The sequence below is a fragment of the Actinomadura vinacea genome (genome assembly GCF_039532545.1).
GTDB lineage: Bacteria > Actinomycetota > Actinomycetes > Streptosporangiales > Streptosporangiaceae > Spirillospora > Spirillospora vinacea.
This window is the reverse complement of record NZ_BAAARW010000038.1, coordinates 109,215-129,026: the sequence shown is the minus strand read 5'-3', so window position 1 is coordinate 129,026 and position 19,812 is coordinate 109,215. Positions and strand designations below refer to the sequence as shown.

General features: G+C 71.1%; 17 protein-coding genes. 10 read left to right on the top strand and 7 right to left on the bottom strand.

Going from position 1 to position 19,812, the window contains the following annotated elements:
• Positions 1–55 precede the first annotated feature (55 nt).
• Positions 56–1,066: a hydroxymethylbilane synthase gene (gene hemC, locus ABD340_RS40390; protein WP_344596537.1), complete on the bottom strand. Its 1,011-nt coding sequence runs from the start codon at positions 1,064–1,066 to the stop codon at positions 56–58.
• Positions 1,067–1,864: 798 nt separating this feature from the next.
• On the opposite strand from hemC, the gene ABD340_RS40385 reads away from it, so the two are divergent.
• Positions 1,865–2,041, top strand: a complete 177-nt coding sequence (locus ABD340_RS40385; RefSeq protein WP_344596535.1) for a hypothetical protein — start codon at positions 1,865–1,867, stop codon at positions 2,039–2,041.
• A gap of 326 nt (positions 2,042–2,367) precedes the next feature.
• Here ABD340_RS40385 and ABD340_RS40380 read toward each other — a convergent pair whose 3' ends face one another.
• Genes ABD340_RS40380 through hisD form a run of 4 tightly spaced genes read right to left on the bottom strand, consistent with a single transcriptional unit; the run spans position 2,368 to position 7,698 of the window.
• A complete protein-coding gene (locus ABD340_RS40380) occupies positions 2,368–4,155 on the bottom strand; it encodes a thiamine pyrophosphate-binding protein (RefSeq protein WP_344596533.1) in 1,788 nt (595 codons plus the stop codon).
• Between the two features lie 25 nt (positions 4,156–4,180).
• A complete protein-coding gene (locus ABD340_RS40375; protein WP_344596531.1) occupies positions 4,181–4,846 on the bottom strand; it encodes a ThuA domain-containing protein in 666 nt (221 codons plus the stop codon).
• The gene (locus tag ABD340_RS40370) at positions 4,843–6,366 is read right to left on the bottom strand and encodes an APC family permease (RefSeq protein ID WP_344596530.1); all 1,524 of its coding nucleotides are present in this window, start codon (positions 6,364–6,366) and stop codon (positions 4,843–4,845) included. Before ABD340_RS40370 ends, ABD340_RS40375 begins: the two co-directional genes overlap by 4 nt.
• Before the next feature lie 21 nt (positions 6,367–6,387).
• Positions 6,388–7,698, bottom strand: a complete 1,311-nt coding sequence (gene hisD / locus ABD340_RS40365; protein ID WP_344596528.1) for a histidinol dehydrogenase — start codon at positions 7,696–7,698, stop codon at positions 6,388–6,390.
• A gap of 214 nt (positions 7,699–7,912) precedes the next feature.
• Here hisD and ABD340_RS40360 point away from each other — a divergent pair, with 214 nt between their 5' ends.
• The 3 genes from ABD340_RS40360 to ABD340_RS40350 all read left to right on the top strand — a co-directional run bounded on the left by ABD340_RS40360 (position 7,913) and on the right by ABD340_RS40350 (position 11,747).
• Complete coding sequence (locus ABD340_RS40360; protein ID WP_344596526.1) at positions 7,913–9,469, top strand: PucR family transcriptional regulator; 1,557 nt, start codon at positions 7,913–7,915, stop codon at positions 9,467–9,469.
• Positions 9,470–9,608: 139 nt separating this feature from the next.
• Positions 9,609–11,165: a GMC oxidoreductase gene (locus ABD340_RS40355; protein ID WP_344596525.1), complete on the top strand. Its 1,557-nt coding sequence runs from the start codon at positions 9,609–9,611 to the stop codon at positions 11,163–11,165.
• A 27-nt stretch (positions 11,166–11,192) separates the two neighbouring features.
• Complete coding sequence (locus ABD340_RS40350; protein ID WP_344596524.1) at positions 11,193–11,747, top strand: VOC family protein; 555 nt, start codon at positions 11,193–11,195, stop codon at positions 11,745–11,747.
• A gap of 277 nt (positions 11,748–12,024) precedes the next feature.
• On the opposite strand, the gene ABD340_RS40345 is transcribed toward ABD340_RS40350, so the two are convergent.
• Complete coding sequence (locus tag ABD340_RS40345) at positions 12,025–12,207, bottom strand: hypothetical protein (RefSeq protein ID WP_344596522.1); 183 nt, start codon at positions 12,205–12,207, stop codon at positions 12,025–12,027.
• 135 nt (positions 12,208–12,342) lie between these two features.
• Here ABD340_RS40345 and ABD340_RS40340 point away from each other — a divergent pair, with 135 nt between their 5' ends.
• From ABD340_RS40340 to ABD340_RS40315, 6 genes are all read left to right on the top strand, one after another.
• Entirely contained in the window at positions 12,343–12,489 is a 147-nt protein-coding gene (locus ABD340_RS40340; RefSeq protein WP_344596520.1) for a hypothetical protein, read from the top strand.
• Positions 12,489–13,202: a peptidoglycan-binding protein gene (locus ABD340_RS40335; protein WP_344596518.1), complete on the top strand. Its 714-nt coding sequence runs from the start codon at positions 12,489–12,491 to the stop codon at positions 13,200–13,202. The genes ABD340_RS40340 and ABD340_RS40335 overlap by 1 nt, the downstream gene beginning before the upstream one ends.
• Positions 13,203–13,362: 160 nt before the next feature.
• A complete protein-coding gene (locus ABD340_RS40330) occupies positions 13,363–13,857 on the top strand; it encodes a (2Fe-2S)-binding protein (protein ID WP_344596517.1) in 495 nt (164 codons plus the stop codon).
• Positions 13,854–16,295 carry a xanthine dehydrogenase family protein molybdopterin-binding subunit gene (locus ABD340_RS40325; RefSeq protein WP_344596516.1) on the top strand — a complete coding sequence of 814 codons (2,442 nt, stop codon included), beginning with the start codon at positions 13,854–13,856 and terminating at the stop codon, positions 16,293–16,295. Before ABD340_RS40330 ends, ABD340_RS40325 begins: the two co-directional genes overlap by 4 nt.
• The gene (locus tag ABD340_RS40320) at positions 16,292–17,149 is read left to right on the top strand and encodes an FAD binding domain-containing protein (protein ID WP_344596514.1); all 858 of its coding nucleotides are present in this window, start codon (positions 16,292–16,294) and stop codon (positions 17,147–17,149) included. The genes ABD340_RS40325 and ABD340_RS40320 overlap by 4 nt, the downstream gene beginning before the upstream one ends.
• Positions 17,150–17,395: 246 nt before the next feature.
• Positions 17,396–18,181, top strand: coding sequence for an SRPBCC family protein (locus ABD340_RS40315; protein WP_344596512.1), 786 nt, complete (start codon positions 17,396–17,398; stop codon positions 18,179–18,181).
• A gap of 1 nt (position 18,182) precedes the next feature.
• Here the strand turns inward: ABD340_RS40315 and ABD340_RS40310 are convergent, their stop codons facing one another.
• A complete protein-coding gene (locus tag ABD340_RS40310; protein ID WP_344596511.1) occupies positions 18,183–19,664 on the bottom strand; it encodes a hypothetical protein in 1,482 nt (493 codons plus the stop codon).
• Positions 19,665–19,812 lie beyond the last annotated feature (148 nt).

Genomic DNA, 19,812 nt, shown 5'->3' with positions numbered 1-19,812 from the left:
GTGACACCAGGTGCCCCGGCCCCCTCCCACGAACGGGCGCCTTGTCGTGCCCAGGTCAGTGCGGAATTCCGGCGATGATGTCCCGGGCACCCTTGCGTGCCAGCGTCGCGGCCACGTAGACGCCGAGCTCGTACGCTCGGGTACGCGAATCCCATTCCTGTGCGTAGGCGAAGTGCGCGCCCTCCCGGGTGAACACCATGCCGCGCAGGGACAGTTGCCCGTCTTCGGTGGTGTGGCAGTGCCCGGCGATCGGGGAGTTGCAGTGGCCCTGCAACCCGTGAAGCATCGTGCGTTCCGCGGTGACGTGAATGCGGGTCTCTTCGTGGTCGATGAGCTGGAGCAGCTCCACCATGCCCTCGTCAGCCTTGCGGCACTGGACACCGACGACACCGGCGCCGACGGCCGGGCACATCTCCTCCCGGCTGAACACCTGTCCGATCCGATGGTCCATACCAACATGGACCAGGCCTCCACGCGACAGGACGATCCCCTCCAGGCGATCGGATTCGTCCAGCCTGGTGATCCTCGGGACGACGTTCCCGCGGAACCGTTCGACCTGGAGGTCGGGCCGGTGCCGGAGGATCTGGGCCTTGCGTCGGACGGCGGATGTGCCGATCGCGGTGCCGGGCGGAAGGTCGTCGATGCCGGCGTACTTGGAGCCCTCACGCCAGACCACGCAGTCGCGCACGTCGTCGCGCTCCAGGTAGGCGGCGAACACCAGCCCATCGGGCAGCGGGACGTCACCGGGCACGTCTTTCATGCAGTGCATCGCCATGTCGATCTGCCCAAGGCTCAGCGCCTCGTCGATCTCCTTCATGAACAGGCCCTTGCCGCCCAGCTTGGACAGGTCACCCTTGTGCCGGTCTGCGGAGGTGGTGATCTCAACGAGCTCGATCTCCAGGCCGGGCGCGATCCGGCTCAGGGCGGCCATGACCCGTGCGGCGTAGGCGCGGGCGAGATGGGATCGACGGCAGCCGAGCCGCAACGGCCGGTCCGGAAGCTTGGCGCCAAAGTACTGCTCGGCCGCCGCCGGGACCTGCGCGGACGTGTTCGGCATGATCGTCATGTGGTCGGGGTCCTTGGTCGTTGCCGGTGGGTCGGTGGTTGGCCTGTCGCCGACCAACCGGACGAGGCGGGCGCACATGGCGATTGAGGCGGTCACCAGTGGTCGGCTGGTGCCATCGAATTATTGGCGCGCCGCTGAGGTCATCGCCGCTGTGAAGTCCAGACAGGTGCCCGAAGCCGCCGAACTGCAAGAGGCGTACCGGCAGCAGTGCACACCGACTGAGCCAGGGAACGGGAATCCGGGCTACACGTCTTGAGCTGAAGTCTCCTCATTCCATCCAGTTCAGATATAACGCCGGGCCGGAATTGATCGGAATGGAGATGATTTAGGCGACTCTGCAGGCATCTGGCGTACATGCGCTTCGAGTTGAAGATAGCGCACGGCCGGGGCTTTGATCGGGAATAGGTGCTCCTCGTCGACACGGACTTCTCGGCGCACACTAGGCGTGCACCGGCCTCCCGCCCCCCTCACATGAGGCCGTCCATCGCACATGCTGATCACGAGACACCGGCCGACGTCCCGGGCCGTCTCTGGGCCCGGCGAGACATCGTCGTCAAGATCGCGGAAGCCCTGGGGCTGACCTGGGCTTTCTTAGTCTGCATGCGTACTCCGTCTCGGAGTACTTCATCCGAGGTCTTGAGGTGTGCACGAAACCGAGGGCGGGCCGAACCGGGCCGGAACTGATTCAGCAGACGAACGCGATGTCACGCCTAGCCGCTTGACACAGGGCGACATGCTCGAACAGTAGCTACTGCTCGGGTCAGAACCGCAGGAACACCTCAACGAATGGACCGAATCATGAGCAACGAGCCGTTTTCCATCACGAACAGCTTCAAGTACGCCAAGTCCGACGACAAGTCCAAGGACAGCCAGCCTGCCGACAAGCCCGCCTCGCAGCGCCTGGGCGAGGCCGCGCGGGACGGTGTGCCGACCGGCACGGCGGAGGAGACCGTCAGGCGGATCGTCGAAGGCTAGCGGTCCGGAACGGCTGCCGGCCCAACCCCTGACCGGTCCCGGTCCCGCCTCGCGGCGGGACCGGGACCGGTTCTGCGACGCGCTTCAGCTTGCGCCCGCCACAGCAATTTGGGCAGGTCGATGGCCGTCCACCAGCCCAAACGCCAGGCCTCCACGGTCGGACAGGGCATGAGCGTCTCACTGGGCCGCTACAACTCGGACTCCGCTGGGAAGATCTTGTGCTTCGGCTGCTCCTTGCCACCAGCCCGGCCTGATTGAGAACGGCGCGAAGGTCGTGTAGGACCGCAAAGAACAGTTCCTCCCCGCGAGGTGGCCGTCGGGGCTCGTCAGAGGTGCTGTTCGTCGGCTCGGATGCGGCGGTACTCCTCCTGGCGCTCGTCGGTGATGTAGGCGGGGACCGGGAAGTCCCACCATCCCGGTGTCCACGGGCCCGCCGCGTCCCGGTCGGTCGGGACCTCGACGAGGGCGGGCGCCCCGGACCCGATGGCCTCGCGCAGCGTGGGCTCCAGTTCGCCGGGACGCTCCACGCGCCACGAGCGCAGCCCGAACGCCTTGCCGAGCGCCGCGAAGTCGGGGCTGTACGGCTCGCCGTCCGGACGGTTGAACTCGGTGCCGATGTGCCGGGAGGTGAGCTTGCGCTGGCCGCCGCGGATGGACATGTAGCCGCTGTTGTTCTGCACGACGAAGACGACCGGGATGTCGCCGGTCACGCACAGCGCGATCTCCTGCGCGGTCATCAGGAAGTCGCCGTCGCCCAGCACGCACACGACGTGCCGGTCCGGGCGGCCGAGCTTGGCGCCGATGGCGGCCGGCACCGCCCACCCCATGGACGAGAACCCGCCCGAGGTCAGGTGCGTGCGCGGCTCGTACACCGGGAACGTCTGCTTGACCGCGCCCTGGGTGTTGCCGGACCCCACCACGATGATCGCGTCCCGTGGCAGCGCCTTGCGCAGTGCGCCGAGGGGGCGCTGCGAGGTGAACGGGAAACGGTCGCTGTCGCGGCGTTCGGCGAGCCGCACCTCCCACTCGCGCTGCAGCGTGGCGAGCTCGTCGAGGTAGCCGGAACGGTCCGGGGCGGTCTCCGGCAGCGAGTCGGCGACGGCCTGGAGCGCGCGGCCGGCGTCCGCCACGATCCCCACCTCGGCCGGGTAGTTCTTGCCGATCTCGTGCGGGTCGATATCGATGTGGATCAGCTTGGCGGGCGGGATCGAGAAGCTGACGCCCTTGGCGTAGCTGGAGGCCGACCAGTCGGTGAACCGGCAGCCCACCGCGACCACGACGTCGGCGGACGCGGCGATGGCGTTGCCGGGTATCGTCCCGGTCTGGCCGACGCTTCCGGCGAACAGCGCGTGGTCCTCGGGGAAGGCGCCCTTGCCGTTCCAGGTGGTGACGACAGGGACCTGCCAGCGTTCGGCCAGCGCCAGCACCTCCCCGGACGCGTCCGCGGTGATGGCCCCGCCGCCGACGACGAGGACCGGGCGGCGGGCGCCGTGCAGCACCCGCGCGGCGCGCTCGACCGCCCCCGGGTCGGGGTACGGGACGCCCACAGGGAGGCGCGCGGCCAGGTCGTGCAGGGCGACCTCGGCGCTTTCGGCCTGCACGTCCATCGGCACCTCGACGTGCACAGGCCCCGGCCTGCCGGTGAGCATCGAGTTGAACGACCGGTGCAGGATGAACGGCAGCTCCTCCACCCGCGTCGCCACCCAGTGCCGCTTCGACACCGCCTCGGCGGCCTTGGGGAAGTCGTTGGCGTTGTTGCGGTCCAGCTCCTGGAGCAGCCCGTGGCCCCGCATGTGGGTGGGCGGGCCGCCGGTGATGACCAGCACGCTGGTGGAGTCGCTGAACGCGGTGGCCAGCCCGATCACGGTGTTGCTGGCGCCTGCGCCGATCGAGGCCACCGCGGCCATCGGCCGCCCCGTCACCCGGTAGTAGCCGTCGGCCAGATGCACCGCGCTCTGCTCGTGGAACACCTGGTGGAACGGGATCCTGGACGCGTCGTCCAGGAAGGCGTCGGTGACCGACCAGATGCCGTGTCCGGGGATACCGGCCACATGGTCGACGCCGTAGGCGCGGAGGGTCCGCGCGATGATCTGTCCGCCGGTCAGTTTCGGCACGATCTTCCTTTCGAACGTTCGCGTGTCAGGCCCCGCGCCGCGCGGCCCAGGCGATGCCCTGCTCGACCAGCCTCGTCACGTCCGGGCCGGTCAGGTCGTCGACGGTGTGGCCGACGGCGCTGTAGAACACCCGGCCGGCGCCCCAGCGCCGCGTCCACGCCTGCGGCATCCGGTGGCCGTCCAGCCAGGGCAGGTGCTCGCCGGTGAACTCGGTCTCGGCCAGGACGTGGTTGTTGGGGTCGACGAGCATGTAGTACTGCTCGGAGGCCACGGCGAAGTCGCCGACTCCTCGGGTGATCTCGTGATCGCGATCGGTGATCCGCACGGTGTACGGGTACCGCACGCCCTCGCCCGCGGGATGCTCGGCGAAGCTGCCGCCGAGCAGGAGGTGGTAGCGCAGGCTCGCCCGGAACGCGGCCGCCGCGCCGTGCCAGGCCACGACCCCGGTGCCGCGCTCGACCGCGGTCAGCAGGCCGTCCTCCTGGGCGGCCGACAGGCCCTCGGTGGTGAGCGCGTTGTTCCAGTTCAGCGCGATCAGGTCGTAGCCGGTCAGGTCGCCGTCCAGCCGGAAGACGTCCTGCGTCTCCTCGACCTCCAGGCCCTGCCCGGTGAACAGGGGCCGCGCCCAGTCGGCGATCTCGTACGGCCGGTGCCCGGGCCATCCCCCGTACAGGTAGAGCACGCGTCTCATCGCGGCCCCCGGAGCTTGGCGGCGATCTCGATCGCGTCGCCCTCCGGCGCGGTGGAGCCGGCCCCGGGCCTGGCGGCGAACAGGTAGGCCAGCCCGACCAGGACGACGACGGCGAATCCGATCAGCGCGATCCAGCGGTCGTAGAAGGGCAGGTCGCCCTCGCCGGTGGGCCTGGCCAGCAGGATGATCGCCACAACGCCGTACGCGAGCGCGCCGACGGTCACCGGCAGCCCGGCCCGGCCCAGGCTCCACGCCCCGGCCGGTCGCCAGCCGCGCATCCGCATCCGCAGGGCGGCCAGCACGACCATCTGGAACGCGACGTACCCGGCGAGCATCTGGAAGGCGGCGATCCGGAAGAGCGAGTCGGGCGAGTAGAACACGAAGACGTACAGGGCGAGCGGCGGGACGTTGACCGCCACCAGCGCGTTCAGCGGGACCTTGCGGGTCTTGTGCACGCGGGAGAACCACTGGCTGCCCGGGAACATCCGGTCGCGGGCGAAGGAGAACACCAGCCGGCTCGCCGCGGCCTGCTGGCCCATCACGCAGGCCAGGAACGAGGTCAGCGCGACCACCAGGAACGCCTTGGTGCCGAACGTGCCGAGCGAGTTCTGCAGGATGGCCGGGATCGGCGCGCCGACGTCGCCGGCCACGATGGCCGGCAGGTCGGGCGCGGCCAGCACGTACCCGGCGAACGACAGCAGCGCCGACCCGCCGCCGACCAGCACGGTGAGCTGCATGGCGCGGGGGATGCGGCGGGCCGGGTCGGGGACCTCCTCGGCGACCTCACCGCACGCCTCGAAGCCGTAGAACAGCAGCAGCCCGACAAGGGAGGCGCCCAGGAACGCGCCGAGGTAGCCTTCGCCGCCGCCGGTGCCCATGGTGTCGAACAGGACCGAGAACGGCTGGTGCCGCTCGAAGGCCAGCAGGTAGAGCCCGACGGCCAGCACCCCGATCAGCTCGGCGGCCAGGCCGATCTTGGAGATGCGGGCGAGCGTCCTGGTGCCGGTGACGTTGAGCAGCAGCGCCACCGCGGTGACGGCGACCGCGATCAGCAGCCGCGATCCGGGCGAGGACGTGGGGCCGGGCTCGGCGGCCGTGCCGAACAGCAGGCCGGCCACGAAGTCGGCGCTGAACAGCGCGGTCGAGGTGATGCCGATGACGACGCCGCAGATGTAGATCCAGGACAGGATCCACGCGTAGCGGCCGCTCCACAGGCGCCGCCCCCACTGGTAGAGCCCGCCGGCCAGCGGGTACTGCGCGACGATCTCGCCGAAGACCAGCGCGACCAGGAACTGGCCCGCGGCGACGACGACGATCCAGAACATGGCGGGCGGCCCGGCGGCCGTCAGCCCCATCGCGAACAGCGCGATGACCCCGACCAGCGGGGACAGGTAGAGGAAGCCCAGCGCGAAGTTGGCCCACAGGCTCATCTCGCGGTCGAACTTCTGCTCGTAGCCGAGGGCGGCAAGGTGGCTGTCGTCGGCGGACCCGTGATCGGCCCGTTCACCCGTCATCGACATGTCCTCATCCTTTTCGTTCGATCACTTGACGGCCCGGTCGGTCCAGGTGAGCGTGCGCTCGCCGAACTTGGCGGAGCGCAGATCGCCCGAACGGGCGTGCCCCTCGAAGTTCTCCAGCCGGGACGTCCGGCCGCAGATCTCGCCGAGGTAGGCGCTGGAGGCGGGGTCGCGCACCTCCTGGTAGGTGACGGTCCTGAGGAACTTGCCGACCCAGAGCCCGCCGGTGTACCGGGCCGCGCCCCGGGTGGGCAGGACGTGGTTGGTGCCGATGACCTTGTCTCCGTAGGGGACGCAGGTGCCCTCGCCGAGGAACAGCGCGCCGTAGTGGCGCATCCGCTCCAGCGCGGCCCGCGGCTCGGCGGTGAGGATCTGCACGTGCTCGCTGGCGTAGGTGTCGGCCAGCGTGTAGGCGGCGTCCAGGTCCGCCGTCACGTGCACTTCGCCGTGGTCGCGCCAGGCCGCGCCGGCGACCGGGCCGGTCGGCAGGCCGGGCAGCAGTTCCTCGATGTGGGCCAGGACGCGCCTTCCCACCTCCTCGGAGGTGGTGATGAGCACGGCGGGGGAATCGGGGCCGTGCTCGGCCTGGCTGAGCAGGTCCACGGCGACCAGGAACGGGTCGGCGGTCTCGTCGGCCACGACGAGGGTCTCGGTGGGACCGGCGAACAGATCGATGCCGACCTCGCCGAACAGCTGCCGTTTCGCCTCGGCGACGTAGGCGTTGCCCGGTCCGGTGATCAGGTGCACCGGGTCGATCGTCTCGGTGCCGAGCGCCAGCGCCGCCACGGCCTGCACGCCGCCGAGCACGTAGATCTCGTCGGCGCCCGCCAGGTGCATCGCGGCCACGCTGATGGGCGGCGGGCCGTCGCCGAGCGGGGGCGTGGTGGCCGCGACGCGTTCCACGCCGGCGACCTTCGCGGTGAGCACGGTCATGTGGGCCGAGGCGGTGAGCGGGTAGCGCCCGCCCGGTACGTAGGCGCCCGAGGCCTCGACCGGGAGGGAGCGCTGCCCGAGGACGACGCCGGGCAGCGTCTCGACCTCGAAGTCGGTGATGGAGTCGCGCTGGGCGCGGGCGAAGTCGCGCACCTGCCGCTGGGCGAAGCGCAGGTCGTCCAGCACGGTCTCCGGCAGCGCCGACACGATCGCCGCGACCCGGTCGGGGCCGAGCCGGAACGAGTCGGGCGCCCACGAGTCGAACGCGCGGGAGTGGCGGCGGACCGCCTCGTCGCCACCGGCCCGGACGTCCGCGATGACCCGCGCGACGGTCTCGGCGACCCGCGGATCGGTGCCGGCCGCCGGGCCCGGGCCGGACGCGGCCTTGAGCGTGGTGAGCACTGGAAGGTCTCCTCGTAGAACATGTAGGGACGCCGTTGTTTCGGTCGCCACCGACCGGAGCGAAACCGAACATGCGGTTGTGATATCGGCCAAGTCTTGCCATTCGGAAGCGGCCACTGGCAGACTCAGGACGCGCAGCGATTCACGACATTTCTGCGCATTGTGTGAAACAGGCCCGGCGTGCGGCGGCCGGGTTCCGGGCGGGACGGGGGCGATGGGGCCGACGGTCAAGGCGGTTCTGGATCTGCCGATCTTCAGGCGGGCGGGCGCCCGGGTGCTGGCCGGCGAGCGGAACCTGCACCGCGCCGTCCGCTGGGTGCACGCGGGCGAGATCCCCGATATCGCGCGCTTCCTGTCCGGCGGCGAGATGCTGCTCACCGCCGGGCTCGGCATCGGGCGCGACGCCCGCGAGCAGCGCGACTACGTCCGGCGGATCTCCTCCGCGGGCGCCACGGTGCTGGTCGTCGAGCTGGCCGGGCGGGCCTTCGACGCGATGCCGCCGGCCGTGATCGAGGAGGCCGAGCGGCAGGGCCTGCCGCTGGTGGGGCTGCGCGAGGAGATCCCGTTCGCCGAGGTGTCGGCGCTGGTGCACGAGACGCTGGTCGAGATGCGGCTCCAGGAGCTGACCGCGGAGGAGGCCGTCAGCCAGGCGTTCATGAACCTGCTGCTGGACGGCGCCGACCACCTGTCGCTGACCGGCGAGCTCGCCCACCGCATCGGTCACCCCGTGGTGCTGGAGGACATGACGCACCAGGTGCTGGCCTACTCGGGCCGGACCCCGATGTCCGACCGCGTCGTCTCCGAGTGGAACGCCCATTCCCGGGTGCTGCACGAGTCCGCGTCCGAAGGCCCCGAGCCGGCCGAGTGCGCCCGCCGGGCCGTGGTGCTGCGCGGCGAGCGCTGGGGCTGGCTGCACGTCCTGCACGGCACCGCCGAGCTGACCGGTCCCGGGCTGTACGCGCTGGAGCGGACGGCCGCCGCCGTGGCGATCACGCTGCTGGGCGAGCGGGCCAGCGGCGCGCGCTCCGCCCAGCGGCAGGGCGCGCTGGTCAACCGCCTGATGCTCGGCGACCTGTCCGGCGAGGACTTCGTCACCGAGGCCCTGCGGCTGGGCCGCGACCTGCGCGGCCGCAAGCTGGTGGTGACCGTGGTGGACAAGAACGGCACCGACGGCCCGTTCGGCGAGCAGGATCTGGACACGGCGCTGCGCGGCGCCGGCTTTCCCGCGGTCGTCGCCGACATCGGCGAGCACGCGCTGGCGGTGGTCGGGCTGCCCGCCGCCGCCGCGGAGCAGCGGGTCGCCGACGTGCTGACCGGGCACCGGGTGCGCGCCGGTCTCAGCCGGGTCGTCGACGCGCCGCGCCTGCACGCCGCCGTGCAGCAGGCCCGTGGCGCGGGCGCCGCCGCCGACCGCGGCACCGCCCCCACGGTGCGCCGCTTCGACGACCTCGGCGTGCTGCGGCTGCTGATCGTACTGGCGCAGGGCCCGGAACTGGCCGGCTACGTGGAGGACGAGCTGGGCCCGGTGCTGCGGCACGACGCGGGCTCGGCGAACAGGCTGCTGCCCACGCTCCGGGCCTACCTGGACCACGACGGCAACAAATCGCGGGCCGCCGAGACGCTCTACGTGCAGCGCAGGACTCTCTACTACCGCCTGGAACGGCTCAACTCGCTACTGGGCGTGTCCCTGGACGAGCCGGAGGTACGGCAGCGGCTGCTACTGGCCGTACGCGGGCTCGATCTCCTGCAACGACCGAACACCGCGAACTGACCCCGGCCGGGCACCGGCCCCGGCCGCATCATGCACGCACTGTGCACGGACTCAGGATGACGCTGCACAGAATGCCCCTCCTACGGCCCACCGGCCCCTCCTACTGTGTGAACCGGGACAAACTTCTCTAGGAGCTGGAATGGATGACGTGTTCGGCCCGGATCGACCGCAGGTGGTAACGAATCCGCCGGACGACCTGGAGTGCGACATGGTGATCGTCGGCTCCGGCATGGGCGGCGGCACCCTGGCCTACGCACTCCGCGATTCCGGCGCCCGTATCCTCATCATCGAGCAGGGCGACTTCCTGCCGCGCGAGGCCGCCAACTGGTCGCCCAGGGCCGTGCACATGCAGGGGCGCTACAAGAACTCCCCGCCCTGGTACGACGACAAGGGCGTGCCCTTCGTCCCGGGCAACTACCACTACGTGGGCGGCAGCACCAAGCTGTACGGCGCCACCCTGCCCCGGCTGCGCGAGCACGACTTCGGCGAGGTCGAGCACCCCGACGGCGTCTCACCGGCCTGGCCGCTGAGCTATGAGGATCTGGAACCCCACTACGCCGAGGCCGAGCGCATGTTCTTCGTCCACGGGCTCAAGGGCGACGACCCGACCGACCCGTGGCGATCCTCCGACTTCCCCTTCCCACCGCTCCCGCACGTGCCCGCCGTCGCCGCGTTCGCCGACTCCGCGCGCTCCCAGGGACTGCACCCCTTCGCGCTGCCGCAGGCGGTCGACGTCCGCGAAGGCGGAGCGTGCGTGCTCTGCCCCACCTGCGACGCGTTCCCGTGCCTGGTCGACGCCAAGGGCGACGCCGACGTGGCGGCCGTGCGACCCGCGATCGCCTCACCGACCGTGCGGCTGCTCACCCTGGCCGAGGTCACGCGGCTGGAGACCGACCTCGGAGGCCGCCGGGTGACCTCGGCCAGGGTCGTCCACGGCGGCCGGACGATCACCGTCCGGGCCGGGCGCTTCGTCGTCTCGGCGGGTGCGGCCAACACCGCGGCCCTGCTGCTGCGGTCGGAGTCCGACGCCCACCCGCACGGGCTGGCGAACGCGTCCGGCCAGGTCGGCCGCAACTTCATGCGGCACATCACCTCGTTCTTCCTGGCCGCCGATCCGCGCCGAACCAACGAGGACGGCTTCCACAAGACGCTCGGCATCAACGACTGGTATTCGGCGGGCCCGGACAACCGCTTCCCGCTCGGCAACGTGCAGGGGCTGGGCAAGCTCCGGGGACCGCACGTCAAGAACGCGCGGAAGGCGGTGCCCCTGCCGATCCTGGACGCGGTGACGCACCGCACCCTCGACCTCTTCCTGCAGACCGAGGACCTTCCCATGGCCGGCAACCGGGTGCGGCTCGACTCCAAGGGCCGGATCGTCCTGTCCTACCGGCCCACCAACCGCTCGGCGCATCACGAGCTGGTGGCCCGGATGAAGCGGGTGGCCCGCCGTGCCGGCTACCCGGTCGTCCTGCACCAGGAACTGGGCATCGAGGCGACCTCGCACCAGTGCGGCACGGCGCGGATGGGAACCGACGGCGCCGACAGCGTCGTCGATCCGCTGTGCCGCGCCCACGATGTGGAGAACCTCTGGATCGTGGACAGTTCGCCGTTCCCCTCCTCGGCCGCGGTCAATCCGGCGCTGACCGTCGCCGCCCTCGCCCTGCGGGTGGCCGCCGCGGAGCACCTCACAGCCTGACGCCCGCCCATCGAGAACGGAGCCATCATGCCCACCTCCGCCCAGCCTTCCGGGGGCGTCCCCACCCTGCGCAGCGTGGATCACGTCGCGTTCACCGTGCCCGATCTGGACGCCGCGGTGGCCTTCTTCGTGGATCACTTCGGCGGCGAACTGGTCTTCCATGACGGCCCGTTCTCCGGTCAGGGCGATGAGATGGCCCGGAGGCTGAACGTCGACCCGAAGGCCCGGTGCCGGCTGGCGATGGTCCGCCTGGGCCGGCACACGAATCTGGAGCTCTTCGAGTACGAGGCGCCGCAGCGGCGGGAGACACCGCCGCGCAACAGCGACATAGGCGGCCACCACCTGGCGCTGTACGTCGACGACATCAACGCGGCCCACGCCTATGTCGCGTCCATTCCCGGCGTAGTGATGATGGACGGCCCGAACGGCGTCGCCCTGGACTCACCGGTCGCGGGCCAGCGCTGGTTCTACTTCCTCACCCCTTGGGGCATGCATATGGAACTCACCTCCTGCCCCAGGGGTGACTTCTACGCCGGCCTGCCCGGCGCCGCCATGGCCCCGCCCGCCGAGTCCTGGCGATAGCGGCGGCCGGCGAGCCGGGCCCGCGCGCACAAGAGTGACCTGTGAGGCGCTCTCCCTGCGCCGGCATTGTCCGGATCAGGTGCTAGGGGTCGCCTTCCGCCTCTCGGCTTCCGGCCTCTCAGCCTTTCCCTCGTTCCTCCTCTCGGAGGTTCTCGGGTCCGGCTCCCTCGCTCGTCCCACAGGCCAATTACTAATTTAACGCCGTCGGCTTCCGGGGGCTAGTTCCGAAACTTTCGCTTGCTCCCATGGAGAGCAAATATTCCGGAGATCGCACGGGTCAGGACCGGAAGGCCGGGCCGAGGGTGAGGCTCAGGAGGGTGACCAGGGCCAGAACCGCCAGGACGGTGGCGGTTCGCACGGTGGCGGTCAGGAGCGGGTGCCGGCGGAGGGCCGGGGCGTCCTCGAACACGTAGTAGATCAGGAAACCCGGCCGGTGGAGGCGGGCGGTAGCGGGCCGCATGCCTGTTGAACGCGCGAGAGGCCGGGCTGGAGTACCCGGCGGCCGGATGTGGCTACTACCAGCACCTATTGCACTCTTGGTAGTTGGCTCGCTACTCTTTGCTATGCCGTGACCGGCCGACCCCCCGGAGGCGCAGTGAGCTTGCCCGCTGAGATGGATCAGGTCGACGTTCATCCCGACGTCCACAGAGCCACGGAAGAGGACGAGGAACAGGTCCTCCAGAGCCTGTACGGGGACCCCGACCCCGACGGGATCTACCGCGGCGAGGACGAGGAGTCCTGATGGGGACGGCTGCCGGGATGCTCGCCGAAGCCCGCAAGTCGCTCGGGTTGTCGGGGCGGCCCAACATCATCACCCTTGACTACGCCCAGCGGCACGGGGACGAGTACCTGGAGGCGGCGTGGTGCGACATGGCCATCACCTACTGGGCGCGGCGGTCCGGCAACGCCGAGGCGGTGCTGCCCGGCGGGGACCGGGCGTACACCGTGTGGCACGCGCAGGACTTCCAGGAGATCGGCCGGTGGTTCACGGGGACGATCGTGAACGTCGACAAGGCCAAGCCCGGCGACATCGTGTTCTTCGACTGGGGCACCTCCAACGCCGTCGGCGCCATCGACCACGTCGGCGTCGTGGAGAAGGCCCTGGGCGGGGGCCGGGTCCAGACGATCGAGGGCAACACCGACGACGCGTGCAAGCGGCGGGTGCGGGCGTCCGCGGTGATCGCCGGGTACGGGCGGCCCGCCTACGGCACGGGGCACTGGACGGAGGAGATCGTGAAGAAGCTGCCGGAGCTGCAACAGGGCGCGACGGGCGAGCATGTGCAGACGCTGCGGGCGCTGCTGCTGGCGCGCATGCATCCGGAGATCGGCGCGGTGGAAGGCCCGTTCGACGCCAAGGTCGAGGAGGCCGTCCGGGCGGTGCAGACCTGGGGCAGGATCGAGGTCGACGGGATCGTCGGACCGCAGACCTGGCCCGTGCTGCTACGAGTTCACTGAGATTAGGGACTAGTCCACAATTCAACATCGGCATAGGTTCGTAGGGTCGTCCGCCCTCCTCCCCCGGAGGTGGCCCCGATGCCGTGGCCCGGCCAGCGTGCTCCGCCCCCAGGGACGTCTCTCCCTGCCAGCCCACCCCGAGACGTCCCTGGGAGAACGAATGCCACGAATCAAGGTCGAGGTCGACGGCACGACGTACGAGGACGACGTCGAACCGCGCCTCCTGCTCGTCCACTACCTGCGCGAGCGGCTGGGCAAGGTCGGCACCCCGATCGGCTGCGACACCACCAACTGCGGAGCCTGCACCGTCCTGCTCGACGGGATGAGCGTGAAGAGCTGCTCCGTGCTCGCCGTCCAGGTGGACGGCAGGCAGATCACCACGATCGAGGGCCTCGGCCTCGACGGCGAACGCCACCCGATGCAGCGGGCGTTCCATGAGGAGCACGCGCTGCAGTGCGGCTACTGCACGCCCGGGATGATCCTGGCCTCGATCGACCTGCTGCGCGAGAACCCCGACCCCTCGGACGGGGAGATCCGGGAGGGCCTCGAAGGCAATCTGTGCCGGTGCACCGGCTACCAGAACATCGTCCGGGCCGTGCGGAGCGCGGCGACCGAGATGCGCGGCCAGGCCGCCGGGCGGGAGGTGAGCTCATGACCGCGCCCCCCGAGGTCGGCGCGCCGCGGCGGCGCACCGAGGACGCCCGGCTCATCACCGGCCGCACCCGGTGGACCGACAACATCCAGCCGCCGGGCACGCTGCACGTGGCGTTCCTGCGCAGCCCGCACGCGCACGCGCGGATCGAGGGCGTCGACGTCGGGCAGGCGCGCGACCGTCCCGGCGTGGTGGCGGTGTTCACCGGCGCGGACCTCGCCGCCGAGCAGGGGCTCCTGCCGTGCGCCTGGCCGGTCACCGAGGACATGAAGCACCCGGACCATCCGCCGCTGGCGGTGGACGAGGTCCGCTACGTCGGCGAGCCGGTGGCGTGCGTGGTGGCCCGCGACCTTTACACCGCCGTCGACGCGCTGGAGGAGATCGACGTCGACTACGCGGCGCTGCCCGCGGTCGTCGACATGGAGCGGGCGCAGCGCGGCGACGACGGGCTGGTGCACACCTCGCTCGGCACCAACGAGAGCTACCGCTGGGTTTTCGAGAACGGCGACATCGACGCGGCGCTGCGGGACGCGCCGGTGGTGATCGAGCGCCGCTACGTCCAGCAGCGGCTGATCCCGACCGCGATGGAGCCGCGCGCGGTGCTGTGCATCCCAGAGGCAGGTTCGGGCGGTGAAATAGGCACAGACGAGTTCACGGTGTACTCGGCGACGCAGATCCCGCACATCCTGCGGCTGATGCTGTCGGCCGTCACCGAGATCCCCGAGCACCGGATCCGGGTGGTCGCGCCCGACGTCGGCGGCGGGTTCGGCTCCAAGCTCCAGGTGTACGGGGAGGAGGTGCTGTGCCTGCTGCTGGCGCGGCGGCTGGGCCGTCCGGTCAAGTGGACCGAGTCGCGCAGCGAGGGCAACATGACCGTCCACCACGGCCGCGACCAGATCCAGCGGCTGACGCTGGCGGCCGAGCGCGACGGCCGGATCCGCGGGCTCAAGGTCGACCTGCTGGCCGACATGGGCGCGTACCTGATGCTGGTGACGCCGGGCATCCCGATCCTGGGCGCGTTCATGTTCAACGGCATCTACAAGATGGACGCCTACTCGTTCGCGTGCACGGGGATCTTCACCACGAAGACGCCCACGGACGCGTACCGGGGCGCGGGCCGGCCCGAGGCGACCTACGCCATCGAGCGGCTGATGGACGAGCTGGCCGACGAGCTGGGCCTCGACCCGATCGAGGTGCGGCGCCGCAACTGGATCGGGCACGGCGAGTTCCCGTACGAGACGATCGCGGGCCTGACCTACGACTCGGGCAACTACGAGGCGGCGACCGAGAAGGCGCTGGCGCTGTTCGAGTACGACAAGCTGCGCGCCGAGCAGGCCGACCGCCGCGAGCGCCGCGATCCGGTGCAGCTGGGCGTCGGGGTGTCCACGTTCACCGAGATGTGCGGGCTGGCGCCGTCGCGGGTGCTGGGGTCGCTGTCGTACGGCGCGGGCGGCTGGGAGCACGCGTCGGTGCGGGTGCTGCCGTCCGGCAAGGTCGAGGTGGTGACGGGTTCGTCGCCGCACGGGCAGGGTCATGCGACGGCATGGGCGCAGATCACCGCGGACCGGCTCGGGGTGCCGTTCGAGGACGTGAAGGTGCTGCACGGTGACACCGCGGTGTCGCCGAAGGGCATGGACACCTACGGGTCGCGTTCGCTGGCGGTGGGCGGCATCGCGCTGTACGGCGCGTGCGACAAGGTGATCGACAAGGCCCGGAAGGTCGCGGCGCACCTGCTGGAGGCCGCCGAGCAGGACCTGGAGTTCAGCGGCGGCCGGTTCAGCGTGCGGGGCGTGGCCGACGAGGGCCGCACGCTGCAGGAGGTCGCGACGGCGGCGTTCGCGGCGCACGACCTGCCGGACGGGGTGGAGCCGTCGCTGGACGCCGACTCGACGTTCGACCCGGAGAACTTCTCGTTCCCGCACGGCACCCACCTGTGCGCGGCCGAGGTCGACACCGAGACCGGGATGGTGCGGCTGCGCTCGTACGTGGCGGTCGACGACGTCGGCAAGGTCGTCAACCCGCTGATCGTCGAGGGCCAGGTGCACGGCGGGCTGGCGCAGGGCATCGCGCAGGCCCTGTACGAGGAGGCGGTGTACGACGCGGAGGGCAACCTGACGACCACAACGATGGCCGACTACCTGGTGCCGTCGGCGGCGGATCTGCCCGACTTCACCACCGACCGCACCGAGACCCCGGCGACGTCCAACCCGCTCGGGGTGAAGGGCGTCGGGGAGGCGGGCACGATCGCCTCGACCCCGGCGGTGGTGAACGCGATCGTGGACGCGCTGCGGCCGTACGGCGTGCGCGACGTCCCGATGCCGTGCTCGCCGGAACGGGTCTGGCGCGCGTTGCGCGAGGCGGCGGGCGGCGATGCGCCCCCGCCGGGGACGGCGCCCGGCGCGGGCGGCGGGCTGGGTTCGGTCGAGGGAGGTGCGCGGTGATTCCCGCGCGGTTCGAGTATGTGCGTCCCGCGTCGCTGGACGAAGCGGTGGCGGCGCTGGCGGACGCGGGCGAGGACGCCAAGGCGCTGGCCGGCGGGCAGAGCCTGATGCCGCTGCTGCGGTTGCGGCTGGCCTATCCGGAGGCGCTGATCGATCTGGACCGGATCGACGCGCTGCGGGAGATCCGGGACGACGGCGACGCGCTGGTCATCGGCGCGATGGCCACCCATCACCAGGTGGTCCGCGATCCGCTGGTGAACGAGCACGCGCCGCTGATCGCCGCGGCCACGGCGACGGTGGCCGATCCGGCGGTGCGGCATCGCGGCACGTTCGGCGGGTCGCTGGCGCACGCCGATCCGGCCGGCGACCTGCCCGCGGTGGCGCTGGCGCTGGACGCGGTGTTCCTGGTGCGCTCGGTGCGCGGCGAGCGGGAGATCCCGGCGCGGGACTTCTTCGTCGACTGGATGACCTCGGCGCTGGAGCCGGACGAGGTGATGGTGGGCGTGCGCGTGCCCAAGCTCGGCGCGGGCTGGGGCGTCCACTACGAGAAATTCCATCGGACGGCGCAGGCGTGGGCGGTCGTCGGGGTGGCGTGCGCGGTGCGGCGCGAGCGCGGCGCGATCGAGGACGCCCGGGTCGCGCTGACCAACATGGGTCCCGTTCCGGTGCGGGCGAGCGCGGTGGAGGAGTTCATCGCGGGCCGCACGGTCTCCGCCGACTCGTTCCGCTCCGCGGCCGAGGGCGCCGCCGATGGTACGGCGCCGCCGACCGACCTGCATGGTTCGGCGGAGTACCGGACGCATCTGGCGAAAGTGCTCACCGCCCGCGCGCTGACCGCCGCCGCGGCCGTCTGACGGTGGCCGGAGTGCGGCCCGGAGTGCGGCATGGAGCAACGGCGCCGCCGGGCGCGACCCGCCGGCCGCACTCCGGCCACCGCGCCCATTCCGCCGGCCTTGCGGCCGGGGCGTGGGATTTCACCTCTCGGTGGACGGTGTCTCGCTTTGCGAGAGGCATTGGTCGCCGGGGGGTGTCTGGCGGTGAACATGATGACGGTCGTAAGGTCACGAACAAGCCCCCCGGATGAGAAGGATCCCCAAAACATGGAGCTCGACCACGAATTCACCGTTCCCGTGCCGGTGGATCAGGCCTGGTCGGTGCTGCTCGACGTGGAGCGGGTGGCGGCCTGCATGCCGGGCGCGACGCTCGATTCGGTCGACGGCGAGGAGTACGCGGGCCGCCTGAAGGTGAAGGTCGGCGCGATGACCATCACCTATCGGGGGACGGCGCGCATCACCGCGGCCGACGAGTCCGCCCGCGCGGTCACGCTGGAGGCCGCCGCCAAGGAGGCCCGTGGTTCGGGCACCGCCTCCGCGACCGTGGTGTCGCGGTTGCACGACGAGGGCGGCACGACGCGTGTGGCGGTGCACACCAAGCTCAACGTGACGGGCCGGCCGGCGCAGTTCGGCCGCAACATCCTGTCGGAGGTCGGCGCCAAGCTCATCTCCCGTTTCGCGACGGCGCTGGCCGAGGAGCTGGAGAACCCGTCGGGGCCGGCGACGGCACCGGCGGCGGGCACGGCGGAGGCGTCCGCCGTCGAGCAGCCCGCCGTCGAGCAGCGGCCGACCGACACGGAGCAGCCGGACAACGTGGAGCCGATCCGGCCGAGGGTGCCGCGGCAGCGCGAGGCGAGCCCGATGGAGACGACCGCTTCGGGACCGGTGGTGGCGCCGATCCGGCGCGACAAGGGCGACGAGGCGGACGACGCGATCGACCTTCTGGAGGTGGCGGGCCCGTCGGTGGCCAAGCGGGCCCTGCCCGCGCTGGGCGCCGTCGTGGTCCTGCTGCTGGCGATCCGTTTCCTGGTGCGCCGGCGCCGCGGCAGCTGATTCAGCGGGCCTCGACCAGGGCGGGCGGCGGTCGTTCGGCGGCCTTCCTTTCGGGGACGGGCCGGTTGGCGCGGCGCCCGGGCAGGTACGCGAGCCCGGCCGCGAGCGCGCCCAGCGGGACCGCCGGCAGCACGTACCGGTAGTCGAAGTCGGCGGTGGCGGCCGGGACGACCAGTAGCGCGGCCGACATCATCCAGGGCAGCAGCACGCGCCGACGCGGGCCCCGGCGGAGCACGACCCCGGTCGCGGCGGCCAGTAGCAGCGCGCCCAGGCCGATGCCGGGCAGGTGGACCCAGTCCTGGTAGGTCCGCATCCAGCCCGCATAGGGTTCGGCGACGGGTCGCCCGTCGGTGCGGGCGTAGGGGCTGGCCACCTTGGCCTGCCTCTTACTCAGGGACTGTTCTTTGGCGGGGAACTCGTACTTCTGGAACGTCCAAGGCGACGGGTGGACGGTCCGCTGCAAGTAGAACGCACGCAGGGTGTCGCGTAGGACGACGCGCGCGTAGTCGTCCGGCTGTGCGCGGATGGCGGCGATGGCGAATTCGCCCGCCTTCTCGTTGCCGCCGACCTTGCCGCCCCCGATGCGGGCGAACGGCGACTGGTCCGTCCACAGGGCCGCGTAGGGCGGCGACACGTTCTTCGGGGATGTGCGGGGGCAGAACCCTTGCAACTCTGGGCGGGGCTTGATGATCGAGCAGTCGGCGAAGTCCGCGGTTCGCCCGTACAGGAAGGTCTTCTCCGTCTCCGTCATCGCGAACTCGCCGTGTGCTCGGTGGTACCAGGTCATGTAGAGGCCCACCGGTATGGCGAAGGCCACCGCGACCGCCACGGCCGGGACGATGGCGTCCCGGAAGCCCTTGCGCCGCAGGAACAGCCACAGCAGGACGACCGCCAGCAGCGGCAGCCCGATCGCACGCGTCGCTGACGCCAGCCCCAGCAGTGCCCCTGCAAATGCTGCGGCTCGCCATGTCGGGTTGGGCCGCCACAACAGAACGACGACCGCCGCCACGACGAGGAAGGTGAAGAGGGTGTCGGACAGGAGCAGATGTTCCAGCTCGATCTGGTACGCGTCGAACAGGACGGGCAGTGCCACGGCTGTGCCGAGCGCCCCTGGCACCCACGCACGCCGTTTGGCGGCGCGTGCGTGGCGCCACACAAGGGCGTACAGCATCACGCCCGTTGCGAGCCCGATGAGGTGCTGGACGGTCACGACCGCGACGAAGCTGTGGAATGGCTCCAGCACGCGCAACATGACCGAGTAGCCGCTGGGCCGGGTCGGTGAAGGTTCCAGGTGCAGCGCGCTGCGCAGGTATCCGACCGAGTCGCCGAACCACAACGCGGTCGGATAACCGGCGATCGCCAGGACGCGCAGTCCCAGCGCCAGTAGCAGGGCCGTCCCGAACAGCCCGTGCGCGACGGCCAGTTTCCACATCCTGTGGACGACCAGGTCCGCTCTGCTGTACGCGGCCGTGTGCGACGTCACCGCGTGGTCCATCGTCCCTTGCGCCTGCACAAGGCGCCGCCTCCCCCCACACCAACCCGCACTACCGGACGAAACCGGTGAACTCCTCCCCAACAGCACCTACCCGTCCTGATCGATTCATGCGCCGGCACTGGCCCGTCGAGGCGAA

Coding starts and splice junctions, on each gene's coding strand:
- ABD340_RS40325 (WP_344596516.1), top strand. CDS start 13,854: ATGACCGCGCCCCCCGAGGTCGGCGCGCCGCGGCGGCGCACCGAGGAC.
- ABD340_RS40345 (WP_344596522.1), bottom strand. CDS start 12,207: ATGCGGCCCGCTACCGCCCGCCTCCACCGGCCGGGTTTCCTGATCTAC.
- ABD340_RS40385 (WP_344596535.1), top strand. CDS start 1,865: ATGAGCAACGAGCCGTTTTCCATCACGAACAGCTTCAAGTACGCCAAG.
- ABD340_RS40355 (WP_344596525.1), top strand. CDS start 9,609: ATGGATGACGTGTTCGGCCCGGATCGACCGCAGGTGGTAACGAATCCG.
- ABD340_RS40335 (WP_344596518.1), top strand. CDS start 12,489: ATGGGGACGGCTGCCGGGATGCTCGCCGAAGCCCGCAAGTCGCTCGGG.
- ABD340_RS40315 (WP_344596512.1), top strand. CDS start 17,396: ATGGAGCTCGACCACGAATTCACCGTTCCCGTGCCGGTGGATCAGGCC.
- hemC (WP_344596537.1), bottom strand. CDS start 1,066: ATGACGATCATGCCGAACACGTCCGCGCAGGTCCCGGCGGCGGCCGAG.
- ABD340_RS40330 (WP_344596517.1), top strand. CDS start 13,363: ATGCCACGAATCAAGGTCGAGGTCGACGGCACGACGTACGAGGACGAC.
- ABD340_RS40370 (WP_344596530.1), bottom strand. CDS start 6,366: ATGTCGATGACGGGTGAACGGGCCGATCACGGGTCCGCCGACGACAGC.
- ABD340_RS40360 (WP_344596526.1), top strand. CDS start 7,913: ATGGGGCCGACGGTCAAGGCGGTTCTGGATCTGCCGATCTTCAGGCGG.
- ABD340_RS40350 (WP_344596524.1), top strand. CDS start 11,193: ATGCCCACCTCCGCCCAGCCTTCCGGGGGCGTCCCCACCCTGCGCAGC.
- ABD340_RS40375 (WP_344596531.1), bottom strand. CDS start 4,846: ATGAGACGCGTGCTCTACCTGTACGGGGGATGGCCCGGGCACCGGCCG.